The following is a 16988-nucleotide window of genomic DNA, read 5'->3' as shown; positions in this document are numbered from 1 at the left end:
GGGATTAGCGCAGCGTCTTGAGGTACCAGGTTGTGGCGTTCGAGTTGTCGTTGTAGGGCTCGCACGGCTCGAAGCCGCTTGAACGGTAGAGCCCACCAGCCGCGGCGAGGCTTTCGTTGGTGTCGAGTACGAGTTCCGTAGCGCCCCAGGCGCGTGCGCGTCGTTCGAGTTCGCTGAGAAGCTGGCGGCCAAGACCCTTACCGCGACCATCAGGGCGCACCCACAGGTGCTTCACCTCGAACCTGCCGGGCTCAAGTTGGCGGATGCCGCCACAGCCGAGTGCGGTCGCCTTCGACTGAGCATCAACGGCAGATGCTTCCGATGCAACGGTGGGCTTCGCATCACGTCCGGGGCCAGCAGCAGGCTCGGGGGCCGTCTCGATGACCAGGAAAACCCCGCGCGGCTCAGTGAACTGTTCCGGCGTGGGAAACGTAGTGACATAGCCAGAGGGCGTCGGGAAGGTCTCAGCACGGTAGCTGAAGTATTCCGTCAGAAGTTCGTGGGCGAGGGCATCCGTCACGGGAAGAGAGCGAAACTGTGGCACAGCACCAGAGTACTCGCGGCGCAGCGGGGGAGTAGTCGGTGAGCCCGCTCAGGATTGGTAGATTTGAACAATGACAACGAAAGTAGCGGTAGTCGGCGCAACCGGTCGCATGGGCAAATACATCAGTGGCGTCGTAGAGGCTGCTGCTGATTTCTCGCTCGTCGCCGCCCTCAACTCACGGTCTGAACTCAGCGAGATGCTCGCGGCAGACATCGTGGTGGATGTCACGGAGCCGAGTGTCTCACCCTCGGTTGTCGATTTCGCGATCAGCAATGGCAAGAGCGTGCTCGTTGGCACGTCGGGCTGGAGTGAGGACCGCGTTCAGGGCTTGCGCTCAACCTTGACGGAGACTCCCGAGGTTGGCGTCGTTATCATTCCCAACTTTTCTGTCGGATCGGCCCTCGCGACGTCCTTTGCGACCGCTGCCGCTCGCTATTTCGACTCGATCGAAATCATCGAGAGCCATCACGCCGCCAAGGTCGATTCTCCGTCGGGAACCGCAGTGCGCACCGCCGAGCTCATGGCGGATGCTCGCTCAGAGCGTGGCCCGGCGTTGGCCCCGCACGTCGATCAGCGCGCCCGGGGCGAGCAGGTGGCTGGCATTCCCGTGCACAGCCTGCGGATGACGGGAGTGATCGCGCACCAGCAGGTCATTTTCGGTGGTCCCGGCGAAGTGCTCACCATCGACCACCGCACAATGTCGCAAGATTCCTACGAGGCTGGAATCCTGTTGGGGCTCCGTGCCGTGGTCAGCGCTACCGGCGTGACGGTTGGTCTCGACCAACTCATAGACCTCTCACCAGCATCGGGCGCACCCTCCGCATGAAAACACGCATAGCCGCACTGGTCATGGTGGCGCTTCTCGCGCTCTACATGATCTTCGTGATCAACTATTCGATCGTGCTCATCCGCATCGATCAGCCCATTGCCAACGTCATGGGCTGGGCTTTGCTCGTGCTGCCGCTGATCGGTTTTTGGGCGCTCGCCGCAGAACTGTTTTTCATTTTCCGGGCCGAGCGACTGCTCACCACTCTTGAGGAGGAAGGTGCGCTGCCGGATGAGGTGGTTGAGCTCTTGCCGAGCGGCCGCCCCGATCCCGCGACGGCAGATCGCGCCTTCGACCGCTATCGTACCGAGGCTGAGGCCGCACCAGAATCATGGCGTGCCTGGCTGCGCTTGGGGCTCGCGTATGACGCCAGCGGCGACCGCAAGCGGGCTCGTTGGGCTACCCGACGGGCAATCGCGCTCTCGCGCGCGAAGCCGACGCCCACCGCCTAGCTAGCTTCGTTGGTCGGCGAGAGTACCTCTACTCGACGAACGCGTCGATGGCCTGTTCGATGGTGGTGTGGCGGAACGTGAATCCCGTGTTGGCTAGCGTGGGCGATTGAACGTTCTCATCGACCAAAATGAGGTCCTTACCGGCGTCGCCCAGCATCCGGAATGCGAAACTCGGAACCACAAACCAGTGTGGCCGTTTCATTTTCTGGGCCAGTGTTTTTGTGATGGTTTCAGCGGTTGCTGGAGTGGGGCCGACGAGCGAAACGGCGCCGGCAAAATCGCTGCGTAGAAGATGGACGATAGCCGCGGCTTCATCGTGCAGGCTGATCCATGGCCAGTATTGGGCACCGCTGCCGAGCCGGCTTCCGACCCCAAACCGCGTCAAGAGGTTGAGCGGCGTGAATGCTCCGCCCCGGCCGACCACAATTCCGGTGCGGAACATGACGAGCCGAGTGGTGCTCGGCGTTAGTCGCGCCGCTTGCTCCCACGCGTAGACGACATCGCTCAGAAATCCTGTTCCCTTGCTTGACTCATCAGTGAGCACTTCACCGGGGCGGCTGCCAAAGTAACCAACGGCCGACCCGCTGAGAAACACGACGGGCGGATTCGAGGCGCGCCGAATCGCTTCGGCCAGCGCGCGTGTGCCGTCTACGCGCGACCGCAAAATCTCGCGCTTATAGCTGGGCGTCCACGGGAGCTTGCCTGTGGACGCACCAGCGAGGTTGATGACGGCGTCAGCGCGCTCGATGGCCCGTTCATCCACCGTGCCCGATCGTGGATCCCACTCGTATTCGCCCTCGGCGGTCGGTTCGCGACGCACAAGCTGCATCACTTCGAATCCCGCAGCGGTAAGTTGGGCTACCAGCTCTGTTCCGATGTAGCCAGACGCGCCGGCAACAAGGACTCGTGAAATCGGGGGACGGGGAGCGGACTCGTTCATGGCTAGGCCAAGCTCGCTTCGAGGGTGATGGGGATGCCGGTCAGCGCTCGTGAGACGGGGCAGCCTTCTTTGGCTTCGGTTGCCAGTCGCTGAAAGTCGTCATCGCTGAGGTCCGCCACTTTGGCGCTCACGAGCAGGTGGCTCCCGGTGATGCCCTCGGCGGGATCGAACGTCACGGCGGCAGTGACTTGAAGACTTTCTGCCGGGGTGCCGTTCTCGGCTAGACCGTTCGAGAATGCCATTGCAAAGCATGCGGAGTGGGCGGCACCCAAAAGTTCTTCGGGGTTTGTCGTCGCTTCTTGACCTTCGGATCGTGCGGCCCACGTCACGGGGAATTCTGCGGCATCAGAGGAATCCAACGAGGTGGTTCCTTTGCCACTGAAGAGGTCGCCGAACCAGAGAGTTGTTGCTTCGCTCGTAACAGGCATTGCTGTCCTTTCGTCGATCTCAACACTATGCGTTGGCTATGTAGCGCGCATGAGAAAGCCGTGTGAAACCGATGCCGGTCGCCGCGCTGCTGAGCCGTGGCGCCGCGGGCGGTGCACTCAGTACTATTGGTTCGATGGCATCCACGATTGCAACCCCATATGAAGACTTGCTGCGCGACACTCTCGCGAACGGCGTAGCTAAGGGCGACCGCACCGGCACAGGCACCCGTAGTGTGTTCGGGCGCCAGTTGCGGTTCAATCTCGCCGAGGGGTTTCCCCTCATCACGACCAAACGGGTGCATTTCAAGTCGATCGCCTACGAACTCTTGTGGTTCTTGCGCGGCGAAAGCAACGTGTCGTGGTTGCGAGACAACGGTGTCAGCATTTGGAACGAATGGGCGGATGCCGACGGCGAGCTTGGCCCTGTCTACGGCGTTCAGTGGCGCTCCTGGCCGACACCGTCTGGTGAGCAGATCGACCAGATCTCCGAGGTCATCGAGCAGATCAAGACCAACCCCGATTCACGGCGTCTGATCGTGACGGCCTGGAATCCTGCAGACATCCCGAAGATGGCTCTCGCGCCGTGTCACGCGTTCTTCCAGTTTTATGTCGCCGACGGCAAGCTGTCTTGCCAGCTCTACCAGCGCAGTGCTGACCTGTTCTTGGGCGTGCCCTTCAACATTGCGAGCTACGCGCTGCTCACCCACCTCGTAGCAGAGCAGACCGGCCTCGAGGTCGGTGACTTCGTCTGGACGGGCGGCGACTGCCACATCTACGACAACCACGTTGAGCAAGTGACAGAACAGTTGTCTCGCGAGCCGTTTGCGGCACCGCAGCTGGCGATCACTGCGAAGCCAGCGAGCATCTTCGACTACAACTTTGAAGACTTTGAGATTGTCGGCTACGAGCACCACCCGGCCATCAAAGCCCCGGTCGCCGTGTGAGCGGCAACGGTCGCACCTTCTCCGTCGCCCTGATCTGGGCACAATCCGCCGGCGGAATCATCGGTCACGACGGCTCGATGCCGTGGCATTTGCCCGAAGACCTCAAACACTTCAAAGAACTCACCCTCGGCAGCCCCGTCATCATGGGGCGCAAGACGTGGGATTCCCTGAATCCACGGTTTCGCCCGCTGCCAGGGCGACGCAATATCGTTGTCACTCGCCAAGAAACGTGGGCCGCGAGCGGAGCCGAAGTCGCGCACAGCGTTGACGCGGCGATTGAGCTGGCTGCGGCATCCGCTGAACAGGGCGAAGCTGAGCAACCCGACACCGTGTGGGTTATTGGCGGAGCGGAAATTTTCGCTGCGGTTCTCAGTCACGCTAGTCGGGTAGAAGTCACCGAGATCGCGGCGACCTACGCTGGCGACACCGTGGCGCCAGAATTCGGTGACGAGTGGATGCTCGCCGCCTCCGATCCGGTCGACGGCTGGCACACGTCAGCCACTGATCTTCGCTACCGATTTCTGCGTTACGAGAACCAAGAGCCTCAGCAGCGGTAGCCTAGAGGGGTGACTAAAGAGAATCCCTTCGGCCAAGTCCTTGTTGCGCTCATTACGCCCTTCACCTCTGAGGGTGAAGTCGATTGGGCCGATGTAGAGAAGCACATCGATAGCGTGATCAGTTCTGGCGCCGACGGCATCGTCGTCACGGGCACCACGGGGGAGACGAGCACGCTCACTGACCCCGAGAAGATCAAGCTCGTTGAGGTTGCTAAGTCGGTCTCTGGCGGTCGTGCCAAGATCATCACGGGCGGCGGATCTAACGAGACTGCGCACGCGATCGAACTCTACAAAGCGAGTGAGAAGGCGGGCGCTGACGGCGTCATGATCGTCACGCCGTACTACAACAAGCCGACTCAGTCCGGTGTGCTCACTCACTTCCGCATGATCGCGGACGCGACCGATTTGCCGGTGATCTTGTATGACATTCCCGGCCGCACAGGAATCCCGATTACCTACGAAACTATTCTTCGCGCCGCCAAGCACCCCAACATCCTGGCCGTCAAAGACGCGAAGGGCGACTTTAGTGAGGTAAGCCGTGTGCTCAACCAAACTGATCTCATGTACTTCTCGGGTGACGACTCCAACGTCTTGCCGCACTTGTCGATCGGTGCCTCTGGCCTCATCGGTGTGACCGTCAACATTGCGCCAGCGCCGTACCGCGTGATCGTGGATGCCGTCAATGCTGGCGACCTTGCAACCGCAACGGCCGCCCACCAAGCTCTCGAGCCGCTCGTGCGTGCAGCGATGGCTCACGTACCTGGCACGGTCGCCGCCAAGTACATCCTTCACGGTCTCGGCCGTATCTCGAGCCCGCGCGTGCGCTTGCCGCTCGTGGGCCCCGAAGATGCTGAGGCAGCCCTCATCGAAGACGAGTTGGCTCTCGTCTCGGGTATCGAGGGGCTCGATCTGTCCAACTTTCGCCCTGACCGCAATGCCGCGGCTGGGGGAGCCCTGCCCAAGATTGCCGGGGCAACCCGCTAGCTTCACCCACGCGGGGTAGGCTCTGCCACGGGCATGGCCCACATTTTTCGCACGGGGGCTGACGGCCCCACACATCTATCTGCAAGGTACTGAATGCCAGTTTCTATTTTTGATCCGCCCGCGCTTGAGTCGGGAACGCTCCGTGTCACCCCGATCGGTGGTCTTGGCGAAATCGGTCGCAACATGACCACCTTCGAAATTGATGGCAAGATTCTCATCGTCGACTGTGGCGTCCTGTTCCCTGAGGAGCACCAGCCCGGAGTCGACCTGATCCTGCCCGACTTCAGCTCGATTCGTGATCGTCTCGATGACATCCTCGGCATTGTGCTCACGCACGGCCACGAAGACCACATCGGTGCTGTTCCTTATCTCTTGCGTTTGCGCCAGGACATCCCGCTGATCGGATCGACTCTCACGCTCGCGTTGATTGAGGCGAAGCTCAAAGAGCACCGAATCAAGCCATACACGCTCAATGTCACCGAGGGCCAGAAAGAGAAGATCGGTCCCTTCGACCTCGAGTTCGTTGCCGTGAATCACTCGATTCCGGATGCACTCGCTGTCGCCATCACCACTGTGGCGGGCACCGTCCTGCACACGGGTGACTTCAAGATGGACCAGTTGCCTCTCGACAACCGCATCACCGACCTTCGTGCGTTCGCACGACTCGGCGAAGCGGGAATTGACCTCTTCCTCTCCGATTCCACGAACGCAGACGTTCCCGGTTTCACGCCCAACGAGCGTGACATCGGCCCAGTACTCGAAGCGGTCATCGCCAAGGCTCCGCGGCGCGTCATCGTGGCCAGCTTCTCGAGTCACGTCCATCGCGTGCAGCAGGTGTTGGATGCCGCGATCGCCAACAACCGCAAGGTTGTTCTGATGGGGCGTTCTATGGTGCGCAACATGGGCATCGCGTCAGACCTCGGATTCCTCAAGGTGCCCGACGGGGTTCTGTTAGACGCCAAGAAGGCCGTCAACTACCCCGACAACCAGCTCGTGTACATGTCCACCGGCAGTCAAGGCGAGCCGATGGCTGTTCTGGCTCGCATGGCCAACATGGAACACCAGATTGAGGTCGGTCAGGGTGACACGGTCATCCTCGCATCGAGCCTCATCCCCGGCAACGAGAACGCGGTTTACCGTGTCATCAATGGCCTCACCAAGTTGGGTGCCAATGTCGTGCACAAGGCCAACGCCAAGGTGCACGTCTCAGGTCACGCTGCTGCAGGCGAATTGCTCTACTGCTACAACATCTTGCGACCCAAGAACGTTCTTCCCGTTCACGGTGAGTACCGCCACCTGGTCGCCAACGCGAATCTCGCCATTCAGTCGGGCGTGCCCGCTGAGAACACGATCATTGCCGAGGATGGCACCGTCATCGACCTCAAGGACGGCCATGCGGCTGTCGTGGGCCAGCTTGATCTCGGTTTCGTCTACGTCGACGGGTCGAGTGTCGGAGAGATCACGGAGGCGGATCTCAAGGATCGCCGCATCCTCGCCGAAGAGGGATTCATCTCCATCTTCGTTGCGGTGGATGCTCAAACCGGCAAGGTCATCGTCGGGCCCGAGATTCAGTCGCGAGGCTTCGCAGAAGACGAGGGCGTCTTCGACGCCGTGCTTCCGCAGGTTGTCAAGGCACTGACGGATGCCGCCGAGAACGGAACGCGCGATACTCACGCGTTCGCTCAGGTGGTTCGTCGCACGGTGGGGCGTTGGGTGAATACTCAGCACCGTCGCCGTCCGATGATCGTTCCAGTCATCATCGAGGCGTAACTTTTATGAATGGCGCGGGGGCTTCGGCTTCCGCGCCATTTGTGTGCCCGGAGTCTTTCCTTTGTGATCTCGTCTCGTTGGGATTTTAGACGTCTGCGCGAGGGCACACGGTGGGCTTGTTTTTCTGTGCTCGAGATGGTGTGATGTGAAGATTGCTCGGCTGTGTCGGCTGAGCGTCTTCAGAGTCGGGATGTCACATGAGTGTTGCGCGCAGGTGGGTCTTTCCCATCATCTGGATGATCATTTTTGCCATTATCGCGGCGGCGCTCGTGAAGTTCGCCTTCTTTGGCGATGCACTCACCGCCGACAGCCTCGAATACCCGACGGTCGCGATCGAAGAACAGCACTACGAAGTGGTGACAGGCACCATCGCCAATGACGTCGAGCTGGCAGGAAGTATTGCCGCTGCGGCTGCGGTGCCTATTCCTGCAACCCTCTCGGGGGAAGTACGCGAAGTTGCCGTATCTGCCGGTCAATCAGTGAAGAAGGGGCAGGAGATCCTGAAGTTGCGGGCTGACGTTGTCAACCCCGACGGAACATCTGGAACACAATGGAAAATTGTTGAGGCGCCGGCAACAGGCAAGCTCACTGATTTCACCGCGCTTGTGGGGTCATCGTTTCAGGTGGGCTCCCCGGTCGGGAACGTTGCGCCACCCTCCTACATCGTGAGCGGAACCGTGCCGTCTGAGCAGTTGTATCGCCTCGTAGATCGTCCGAAAGAGGCGAGCGTTGCGATCAACGGTGGTCCAGCGCCTTTCACGTGCACGGGGCTCAGCATCACGTTCGCCTCGACGAGCGATGGGGGCGCGGAGGCAGCATCCGGGCCAATGGTGTCGTGCACAGTGCCGAGCGACGTCGTGGTCTTTCCCGGGCTCACCGCCGACATCACGATTGCGGGAGGGATTGCCGAAGACGTCATGGTCGTTCCGATCACGGCGGTGGAAGGCACTGCCCTTTCCGGCATCGTTCACCTCGTGATGCCCGATGGCACGACGGAGGAGCGGGAAGTCGTTCTGGGGCTCAACGACGGCATTAGCGTCGAAGTTGTCTCGGGGATTGAGGTTGGAGATACCATCTTGCAGTTCGTTCCTGGCGCTGAGGCCACCGGCGACGAAGCTTTGCCCGACAACTGTTTCTACGAAGGCACTGAAGTGGTGTGCTACTGATGCCATTGCTCTCGCTTGATGACGTCACGCGCTCGGTCGAGTTGCCTGATTTCTCGACGCTGGAGATTCTCAAGGGAATCACTCTCAATGTCGAGGTGGGTGACCACATCAGCATTGTGGGGCGTTCGGGTTCCGGAAAGTCCACTCTGCTCAATCTTCTCGGTCTCATCGACAACCCCACCACTGGTCGCATCGTGTTCGACGGTGAGCCGCTCGAGAAGCTCGCGGGCAGTAAACGCGACCGCAAGCGCGGCAGCGATGTGGGTTTCATCTTTCAGCAGTTCAATCTCTTGGCCGGTCGCACCGCTCTCGAAAATGTCATGACCCCTTTGCTCTATGCCTCGGGGCGCCAATTTTGGCGACGGAAAGCTATCGCCGCAGAGATGCTCGACCGCGTCGGGCTCGGCGACCGGATGGCTTCGATGCCGGAGAAGCTCTCGGGCGGTGAACAGCAACGTGTTGCTATCGCGCGTGCCCTTGTTCGCAGCCCCCGCTTGATCCTTGCCGACGAACCGACGGGTGCTCTGGATGTCGAAACGGGCAAAACGGTGATGGCCTTGCTGGATGACGTTGCTGAGCAATCAGGCGCGGCTCTCATCACCATCACCCACGACCCGAATGTCGCAGCACTGGCCCGCAGACACTACCGCCTCGACGGTGGTGTGTTGGAAGCTATTGATGTGCGCAAAATGCTTGCCGCGAGCCTGCCGGAGGCTGCGCTATGAGCTGGTGGCGCAAGAAAAAACCTGCGGATTCACCGGCTGAGCCTGTGGAGACACCGAGCGAGCCCGCGGAACCACCGAGCGAGCCTGCGGGCCCGTCGGCCGGGCCCGCGGCATCCGCTGAACTCGTTGCACGCCCGAATTCGGAGCTTGCCGTAATTCGTCAGGAGCCTCGCGGTGCCGTGGTCAGCGGTGTCGTCGGTGCCGTGGTTGAAGCGTGGGATGAGGTGCGCATCAATCGCACCCGTGTCTTGTTGAGCCTGATCGGGATCGGTGTTGCGGTGTGTGCGCTCGCCACTGTCGTGGGGGCGGGCACCGTGTTCGGCCAAGCCCAGACGGAACAGTTTGAGCGGGGCAGCGGTCGCCCCGCAACGCTTGCCGTGTATCCGCCGTACCAAGCAAGCGGAACGCAGAATCCTGACACGTCCACGTTCGTTGCCAGCATGGAAAGCATCATCGAGCGCTACCAGATCAGTCACGCGACCCCACTATTGCGGGGGAGCATCACCGCCAACCTCGTCAACGGCACCCAGTTCACGGCGGTGCAGGGAGTGAGTGCTGCCTATGGCGTTATGCATCGCGTTGAGCTGGGCGAGGGGCGTTGGCTCACTGAGGAGGATGGGAACCGCCTTGCTACTGCCGTTGTAATCAACGACGAGTTTTATGACGCGCTCGGCCGCCCCGATCTGCGCACGCATCCGACCATCGAGTTGGAAGGGGAAAGCACTACCACTGCCGTGGTGGTCGGAGTCTTTCTCCCCGAACCGTTTTCGACCGGGCTCACCCTATCGATGCTGGAGGAGCCATTCCGGGCTCTGCTCGGGTCCTCAGCAGGACAACAATCAGACGTCAGCTACGAGTTGTGGGTGCCCGAAGAACAATCCGCGCAACTGCAAGACATCATCACGCGTGACATGGCCGGCGACTTTGGGGAAGGGTGGACGGCGAACGTCACCCGAAATGACTATCTCGCCTGGGGTGGGCCCAGCCCGCTTGAGCCCCTGCAATGGGTCATCGGTGGCATCGCTGGCCTGATTCTGCTGCTTGGCGGTCTCGGCCTAGTCAATATCTCGCTCGTGACCGTCAAATACCGCGTACGGGAAATTGGCGTTCGCCGCGCTTTCGGGGCCACCGCCGGCCGCGTGTTCTTTGCGGTGATGATGGAGAGCGTCGTCGCGACGGTTGCCGCCGGTGTCATCGGCGTCGCCCTCGCGATTGTGATCGTTCAGAATCCGTCGGTGCAAGGACTCATCGCGCCCGGGGTTCAAGATCTTCCCCCGTTCCCGCTGGAGGCAGCGTTGATCGCGCTCGCGGCATCCGCGGCGGTCGGAGCGTTGGCAGGCCTCATGCCTGCTCTCGTCGCTGTTCGAGTGAAAGTTATCGACGCTATCCGCTATTAGGGCTGCTGGGGCAGAGCGGGCGCGATGAGTGTCGCTGCATTGCTCTGACAGAGGCCACCGGTAGCGTTGAATTATGGCTACGCGTACATCGTCGACCTCGCGCTCGGGTGCGTCGAAACCGCGCGCCAGAAACACCACGAATAAGACTCAAGCGACCAAACGGATGCCGCGAGGCACGAAGCCTCCGGTCGAGCCGGAGGGTCCTCTCACCAAGCTGTGGCTCGCGCTCGCGCACATGGTCGGTGGAGCGTTCCGCGTTTTCGGCCGTGAAGAGCTCACGAAAGATGAGCGTCGCGACGGTGTTCCTTTCCTCTTCTTCCTGCTGGCGATCGTCGGCGCCGTCGTCGAGTGGTTCAACCCCACCGACTCGGTAGCGATCGCCCTCGACGCGTACACCTTCGGCGGTCTCGTCGGCCGTGTGGCCTTCGCGCTTCCGGTCATTCTGCTGCTTCTTGCCGTGTGGATGTTCCGGCATCCGTCGAGCGTTCACGACAACGGCCGCATCGGTATCGGTCTCAGCATCCTGATCGTTACTGTCGCAGCGCTCTGCCACGTCTACAGCGGTCAGCCCCATCCCTCCGATGGTGCCGAGGTAATCGCTCGCGCCGGGGGAGTCTTCGGGTGGTTGCTAGCCAATCCGCTGCTGTGGCTTGGCGGCATGTGGCTTGCCGTGCCGTTGATCGTGATCTTGCTCGTCCTTTCGCTTTTCATCGTCACCAAAACCCCGCCCAATCGGCTCCCGTCGCGACTGCGCGAGCTCTACGCGTACCTCTTTGGGGCGCAATTGCAGAGCGATGAAGAACGTGCTGCGGCGAAGAATCAGACTGGTGCGCATAAGAACGATTCCGTTCAGTTCGGTTCGTTGACCGACATCGGGCTTGGTGATGTCAACGACACCGGCTCGTTGCCATGGTGGCGCCGCAACAAGTCACAACAGACTGAAGACAAGGCGTTCGATAGTCCTGTGATTTCGCGTGATCAGTCGACCGAGATTGTTGCTCCGGCTCCGACCTCGGCGCCGTCAGTGGCTCCGGTTAAACCGCCGGCGGCCAAAGATCTCACGAAGAAAGAAGATGAGTTCGGCGTCGAGCTGCTCGAGGATCTCCTCAAGGCAGAAGACGCCGTCAAGAAGTACGCGACCGGAGAAGTGGATGCCGCAGCCACCGGTGTGCGCGACGACGGCCCCGGCATCCTGCCCGGTTTCACCACCAAGGCCAGCGAAAAGGGCAATGCGGGAGAGTTCGATGGTCCGCACGAGACTACCCCGCAGTCCACCGCGGTGTATCGCCTTCCGCGGGCCGCCATGCTCTCGGCGGGAACGCCACCGAAGTCGCGCTCAGCCGCGAACGACGAAGTAGTCGCCGCGATTACCGAAGTGCTCAAGCAGTTCAGCGTGGATGCGACGGTCACTGGTTTCAGTCGCGGTCCTTCCGTTACGCGCTATGAACTCGAACTCGGCCCCGGCGTGAAGGTGGAACGCGTTACCGCGCTCGCCCGCAACATCAGCTACGCGGTCGCGAGCAACGAGGTCAACATCCTGTCGCCCATTCCGGGCAAGAGCGCTATCGGTGTCGAAATCCCCAACAAGGACCGCGAGATTGTGTCGCTCGGCGATGTGCTGCGCTCGAGCGCCAGCACAAAGAGCGAACACCCGATGACTATTGGGCTCGGCAAAGATGTCGAGGGTGGATTTGTCGTTGCTAACTTGGCGAAAATGCCCCACCTTTTGGTTGCCGGTTCGACCGGTTCGGGTAAGTCAAGCTTCGTGAACTCGATGATCACTTCAGTGCTGATGCGGGCCACGCCTGCCGAAGTGCGCATGGTTCTCATCGACCCTAAGCGGGTCGAGCTCTCGATCTACGCTGGCGTGCCTCACCTCATCACTCCCATCATCACGAACCCCAAGAAGGCTGCTGAAGCCCTCGCCTGGGTCGTGAAAGAGATGGACATGCGCTACGACGATCTTGCAAGTTTCGGGTTTCGTCACATCGATGACTTCAATCGCGCGGTGATTGCCGATGAGATCAAACTTCCTGAGGGTAGCCAGCGCAAGCTCAAGCCCTACCCGTACCTGCTTATCGTTGTCGATGAGCTCGCCGACCTCATGATGGTCGCGCCACGAGATGTCGAAGACTCCATCGTGCGCATCACCCAGCTGGCACGTGCCTCTGGAATCCACCTCGTGCTTGCGACCCAGCGACCCAGCGTCGATGTCGTCACCGGCCTCATCAAGGCCAACGTGCCGTCGCGACTCGCTTTCGCGGTGTCGAGCATGACGGACTCTCGCGTGATCCTCGACCAGCCGGGCGCAGACAAACTCATCGGTCAGGGAGACGCACTCTTCCTCCCGATGGGCGCTTCCAAAGCCATCCGCGTTCAAGGCGCGTGGGTTCCTGAGAGCGAAGTTGCCGAGATCGTGAAGCATGTTATTGCTCAAGCGCAGCCGGAGTACCGCAACGATGTCGCGGCTGTCGCCGAGAAGAAGCAGATTGATGCTGACATCGGGGATGACCTCGATGTGCTCCTCGCAGCTACCGAACTCATCGTTAGTACGCAATTTGGTTCCACTTCGATGCTTCAGCGCAAGTTGCGCGTCGGGTTCGCCAAGGCCGGCCGTCTCATGGACCTGCTTGAGTCGCGGGAAATCGTTGGTCCCTCCGAAGGGTCCAAGGCGCGCGACGTGCTGGTGTCCGCTGAACAGCTGCCTGCAGTGCTCGCTCGACTGCGGGGAGAAGACGAGCCGGGTCCGGTCGACGCGGTAGCTGAGTCTCTCAGCGGATACGATGAAGTAGAAAGCGCCTCAGATGAGGACGCCTGGAATTTGACCGATCGGGAGTGATCGCGTGGGCGACCAACCAGTTTCTGAATCCGCTCCGCCCCACCGCACGAGCTCATTTCGTGGTCGGATGGTTCGCAAGGGTGATACGCCGGCGTCGAATGCCAACATCGCCAACATCATTACAGTGGTGCGCATCTTCCTCGCTCCGCTCTTCATCTGGATGCTGCTCTTCGATGACGGCGAGATGGGGCTCATCCGTTACTTGGCGGCTGCGCTCTTCATCTTTGCGATCGTCACTGACACCGTTGATGGCCACCTAGCTCGGGGGCGAAACCTCATCACGAACGTCGGGATCATCCTTGATCCCATTGCCGACAAGATTCTGACCGGTGGCGCTCTCGTTGCCCTGTCGATTTTGGGTGAGCTTCCTTGGTGGATCACGATTCTTATTCTGGTGCGCGAGTTCGGCATCACGATCTACCGTTTTGCGGTGCTGTCGAAGGTCGTTGTCCCGGCCTCCCGCGGGGGCAAACTGAAGACCGTTCTGCAGGCCGTCGCCATTTCTCTCTTCCTGGTTCCGTTGTTTACCGTGCTCGGCCCGTGGGTCCTTTGGGTGAACTGGTTCGTGATGGCTATCGCTTTCATCTTGACGATGTACACCGGCATCGAATATCTGTGGCGTGCATGGCGTCACACCCGCAAATCCAACTCAGGAGCGTGACCCTTCACCAGTGACTACTGAAGAACTCGCCACGAAGATCGTGGCGATTCTCACCGAACAACGACAAACCCTTGCTCTAGCCGAGTCTTTGACGGGCGGTCTGTTGTGCGCGTCGCTCGTGGCAGTGCCTGGTGCCTCCGCTGTGCTCAATGGGGCAGTGGTGGCGTACAACACCGCCATCAAGCATCAGGTTCTGGGCGTCGATGCGAGTCTTCTCGCCATCCACGGCACGGTGCATCCTGATGTCGCAGCTCACATGGCCACGGGAGCGCGCGACGTTCTCGGCGTAGGCGAGCAACAGGCCTACTACGGCTTGGCGACGACGGGAGTCGCGGGGCCTGGCTCCCACGAGGGAAAGCCACCTGGAACGGTATTCATCGGTTTCGCTGCCACTGGCTTTGTCGAAACTCGTGATTTTGAGTTCTCGGGAGACCGTCACGAGATTCGCGCGCAGGCCGTTCACGAGGCGCTGCAGTGTTTGTACGACTATCTGACGTCGGAAGACTAGCTCTCGCGGGTGGTTCGTTTGTCCCCAAAACTGGTGTCAGTTCGTGGCAGGAGCCGGGAATATTCCATGTTTCGGCTCGGTTACAGTAAGCGAACTCACAAGGCTTCTCCAGTGTGGAGCGGTTAGAGTTCAGAACATAAATTGGCTGTAGTCTTAGCTATCCAGAATTGTCTGGTCGCACGATTCAGTCAGAAAGGGAGTGTCCAATGGTTCTAGTTCGTCAAGAAATCGGTGACGTTCTCCGCGACTTCCGCTTGCAAAAGGGACGCACCCTTCGACAGGTAGCAAGTAAGGCGAGCGTTGCTCTCGGATACCTCAGTGAGGTTGAACGTGGTCAGAAAGAGGCGAGTTCTGAAATTCTTGCCTCGGTAGCTGAAGCTCTCGATACGCCCATCTCCGTGATCATGCGCGAGGTCGGCGACCGTCTTGCGGTCATCGAAGGTGCAACCACGATTCCCGATACTCTGCCTGACGAGCTCGTCGCAGAGTTCGATTCGAACTTGGTTTCGCGCTAACCCCATCACGTCAGCCCCATCACGTCAGTGCCCCGTTCCGGTGTGGAGCGGGGCATTCGTGCGTTCGGGGTGCTGTTGTCGCGTTTAGGGTGGAGTAATGCGATTGAGTGAGTTCTGGATGGCTGTCTCCGATGAGTTCGGTGAGCCCTACGGCCGCGTTCTCGTCAACGATCAAGTGCTTGGTCCGGTCGGCGGCGTTACCGCCGCTCAAGCGCTGTCGCGTGGTGTTCCCGCGAAACAGGTGTGGGCTGCCCTGTGTGACGCCATGGATGTCCCTATGGATCGCCGCTATGGCGTTGGCCAGCGCGAGCCTAAGAAGTAATCTTTTCGATTCTGCGTGGCATGTTCGAACATCTATTCGATATTGGTAGTCTTCTCCCTAACATCCTTTCGAATATTGAGTTTGGATGAGTTGCGCACGTCGCTTCTCTGGAATGTCAGAGCATGCCCGTAGCGTGGCATTAGCAATACAGCCTTTGTCGGGAGGTTGCGGGCCTTGCATCATCGGTCCACGCCAATCACGACAGCCTATGGGCAGCAACCTACAACCACTGGAGAAGAAGTAATGCCATCAGTAGCAGACCGCGAGAAGTCCCTTGAGACCGCTCTAGCGCAAATTGACCGTCAGTTCGGCAAAGGCTCCGTCATGCGCCTCGGCAGCGATGAGCGCGCTCCGGTTGAGGTTATTCCCACCGGCTCGATCGCTTTGGATGTCGCACTCGGCATAGGCGGGCTTCCCCGCGGCCGTATCGTCGAGATCTACGGCCCGGAATCTTCGGGTAAGACCACGCTCACCTTGCACGCCATCGCCAATGCCCAGCGCAATGGCGGAATCGCAGCCTTCATCGACGCCGAGCACGCGCTCGACCCGGAATACGCAGCAAAGCTTGGCGTCGACATCGATGCGCTTCTCGTTTCCCAGCCCGACACCGGTGAGCAGGCGCTTGAAATCGCCGACATGCTGGTGCGAAGTGGTTCTATCGACCTGATCGTCATTGACTCGGTTGCTGCGCTGGTTCCGCGCGCAGAAATCGAAGGCGAGATGGGCGACACGCACGTTGGTCTGCAAGCTCGACTCATGTCGCAGGCGCTGCGCAAGCTCACCGGTGGCCTGAGCCAGACCAACACCACCATGATCTTTATTAACCAACTGCGCGAAAAGATTGGTGTCTTCTTCGGAAGCCCCGAAACCACCGCCGGTGGTAAGGCGCTTAAGTTCTACGCGTCAGTTCGCCTCGACATCCGTCGTATCGAAACGCTAAAAGACGGCACGGATGCGGTGGGAAACCGCACGCGCGTCAAGGTCGTGAAGAACAAGATGGCTCCGCCCTTCAAGCAGGCGGAGTTCGACATTCTCTACGGCATTGGCATCTCCCGCGAAGGTAGCCTCATCGACTTCGGGGTCGACCACGAAATCGTCCGTAAGTCGGGCGCGTGGTACACCTACGACGGCGACCAGCTCGGCCAGGGCAAGGAGAAGTCTCGTGCTTTCCTGCTCCAAAATCCTGCGATCGCGCTTGAGATTGAGCAAAAGATCATGCGCAAGCTCGGTGTCGGTGCAGAAGCTAAGGCCGCCAATGCCAGCGAAGCGAAAGCGCTTGCTGACGCTGAGGCCGTTGCGGAGAAGGCAGCTAAGGCCAGTGCTAAGGCTGAGGCCAAAGCTGACGGCCCTACGTTGCCCGTGGCGGCTAAGGCGCCTGCCGCGCCCCTCAAGAAGGCTTCTGGGCAGTAG

18 protein-coding genes are annotated in these 16988 nt (G+C 60.4%); 15 read left to right on the top strand and 3 right to left on the bottom strand.

What is annotated here, in order from left to right:
• Positions 1–4 precede the first annotated feature (4 nt).
• The gene (locus I6E60_RS13400; RefSeq protein WP_197126571.1) at positions 5–544 is read right to left on the bottom strand and encodes a GNAT family N-acetyltransferase; all 540 of its coding nucleotides are present in this window, start codon (positions 542–544) and stop codon (positions 5–7) included.
• Between the two features lie 70 nt (positions 545–614).
• Between I6E60_RS13400 and dapB the strand changes: the two genes are divergently transcribed.
• The gene (dapB, locus tag I6E60_RS13395) at positions 615–1370 is read left to right on the top strand and encodes a 4-hydroxy-tetrahydrodipicolinate reductase (RefSeq protein WP_197126572.1); all 756 of its coding nucleotides are present in this window, start codon (positions 615–617) and stop codon (positions 1368–1370) included.
• Positions 1367–1822 (top strand): hypothetical protein, encoded by a 456-nt coding sequence (locus tag I6E60_RS13390; RefSeq protein WP_197126573.1) that lies wholly within the window; start codon positions 1367–1369, stop codon positions 1820–1822. The genes dapB and I6E60_RS13390 overlap by 4 nt, the downstream gene beginning before the upstream one ends.
• A gap of 28 nt (positions 1823–1850) precedes the next feature.
• Here the strand turns inward: I6E60_RS13390 and I6E60_RS13385 are convergent, their stop codons facing one another.
• Both I6E60_RS13385 and I6E60_RS13380 read right to left on the bottom strand, forming a co-directional pair.
• Positions 1851–2762, bottom strand: a complete 912-nt coding sequence (locus I6E60_RS13385) for a TIGR01777 family oxidoreductase (RefSeq protein ID WP_197180847.1) — start codon at positions 2760–2762, stop codon at positions 1851–1853.
• A gap of 2 nt (positions 2763–2764) precedes the next feature.
• Positions 2765–3190: an OsmC family peroxiredoxin gene (locus I6E60_RS13380; protein ID WP_197158349.1), complete on the bottom strand. Its 426-nt coding sequence runs from the start codon at positions 3188–3190 to the stop codon at positions 2765–2767.
• A 134-nt stretch (positions 3191–3324) separates the two neighbouring features.
• On the opposite strand from I6E60_RS13380, the gene I6E60_RS13375 reads away from it, so the two are divergent.
• The 13 genes from I6E60_RS13375 to recA all read left to right on the top strand — a co-directional run bounded on the left by I6E60_RS13375 (position 3325) and on the right by recA (position 16988).
• Positions 3325–4134, top strand: coding sequence for a thymidylate synthase (locus I6E60_RS13375; protein ID WP_197126765.1), 810 nt, complete (start codon positions 3325–3327; stop codon positions 4132–4134).
• A complete protein-coding gene (locus tag I6E60_RS13370) occupies positions 4131–4691 on the top strand; it encodes a dihydrofolate reductase (RefSeq protein ID WP_197180845.1) in 561 nt (186 codons plus the stop codon). The genes I6E60_RS13375 and I6E60_RS13370 overlap by 4 nt, the downstream gene beginning before the upstream one ends.
• Before the next feature lie 9 nt (positions 4692–4700).
• Positions 4701–5675: a 4-hydroxy-tetrahydrodipicolinate synthase gene (gene dapA / locus I6E60_RS13365; RefSeq protein WP_197180843.1), complete on the top strand. Its 975-nt coding sequence runs from the start codon at positions 4701–4703 to the stop codon at positions 5673–5675.
• 93 nt (positions 5676–5768) lie between these two features.
• Positions 5769–7445 carry a ribonuclease J gene (locus I6E60_RS13360; RefSeq protein ID WP_197126716.1) on the top strand — a complete coding sequence of 559 codons (1677 nt, stop codon included), beginning with the start codon at positions 5769–5771 and terminating at the stop codon, positions 7443–7445.
• A 197-nt stretch (positions 7446–7642) separates the two neighbouring features.
• Positions 7643–8611 carry a hypothetical protein gene (locus I6E60_RS13355; protein ID WP_197126717.1) on the top strand — a complete coding sequence of 323 codons (969 nt, stop codon included), beginning with the start codon at positions 7643–7645 and terminating at the stop codon, positions 8609–8611.
• On the top strand, positions 8611–9336 hold the full coding sequence (locus tag I6E60_RS13350; RefSeq protein WP_197126718.1) for an ABC transporter ATP-binding protein: 726 nt from the start codon (positions 8611–8613) through the stop codon (positions 9334–9336). The genes I6E60_RS13355 and I6E60_RS13350 overlap by 1 nt, the downstream gene beginning before the upstream one ends.
• Positions 9333–10733, top strand: a complete 1401-nt coding sequence (locus tag I6E60_RS13345; RefSeq protein WP_197180841.1) for an ABC transporter permease — start codon at positions 9333–9335, stop codon at positions 10731–10733. The genes I6E60_RS13350 and I6E60_RS13345 overlap by 4 nt, the downstream gene beginning before the upstream one ends.
• A gap of 73 nt (positions 10734–10806) precedes the next feature.
• Positions 10807–13572, top strand: a complete 2766-nt coding sequence (locus I6E60_RS13340) for a DNA translocase FtsK (protein WP_231601655.1) — start codon at positions 10807–10809, stop codon at positions 13570–13572.
• A gap of 67 nt (positions 13573–13639) precedes the next feature.
• Positions 13640–14233, top strand: a complete 594-nt coding sequence (gene pgsA / locus I6E60_RS13335) for a CDP-diacylglycerol--glycerol-3-phosphate 3-phosphatidyltransferase (RefSeq protein WP_197126720.1) — start codon at positions 13640–13642, stop codon at positions 14231–14233.
• A 10-nt stretch (positions 14234–14243) separates the two neighbouring features.
• Positions 14244–14741, top strand: coding sequence for a CinA family protein (locus tag I6E60_RS13330; RefSeq protein ID WP_197126721.1), 498 nt, complete (start codon positions 14244–14246; stop codon positions 14739–14741).
• A gap of 206 nt (positions 14742–14947) precedes the next feature.
• Positions 14948–15256 carry a helix-turn-helix domain-containing protein gene (locus I6E60_RS13325; RefSeq protein ID WP_197108707.1) on the top strand — a complete coding sequence of 103 codons (309 nt, stop codon included), beginning with the start codon at positions 14948–14950 and terminating at the stop codon, positions 15254–15256.
• Between the two features lie 97 nt (positions 15257–15353).
• A complete protein-coding gene (locus I6E60_RS13320) occupies positions 15354–15578 on the top strand; it encodes a DUF3046 domain-containing protein (RefSeq protein ID WP_197126722.1) in 225 nt (74 codons plus the stop codon).
• 243 nt (positions 15579–15821) lie between these two features.
• Complete coding sequence (gene recA / locus I6E60_RS13315) at positions 15822–16988, top strand: recombinase RecA (RefSeq protein WP_197126723.1); 1167 nt, start codon at positions 15822–15824, stop codon at positions 16986–16988.

This window comes from Salinibacterium sp. SWN167 (assembly GCF_015864665.1).
In the GTDB taxonomy this organism is placed as follows: domain Bacteria; phylum Actinomycetota; class Actinomycetes; order Actinomycetales; family Microbacteriaceae; genus Rhodoglobus.
This window is presented reverse-complemented; position numbering and strand designations above follow the sequence as displayed.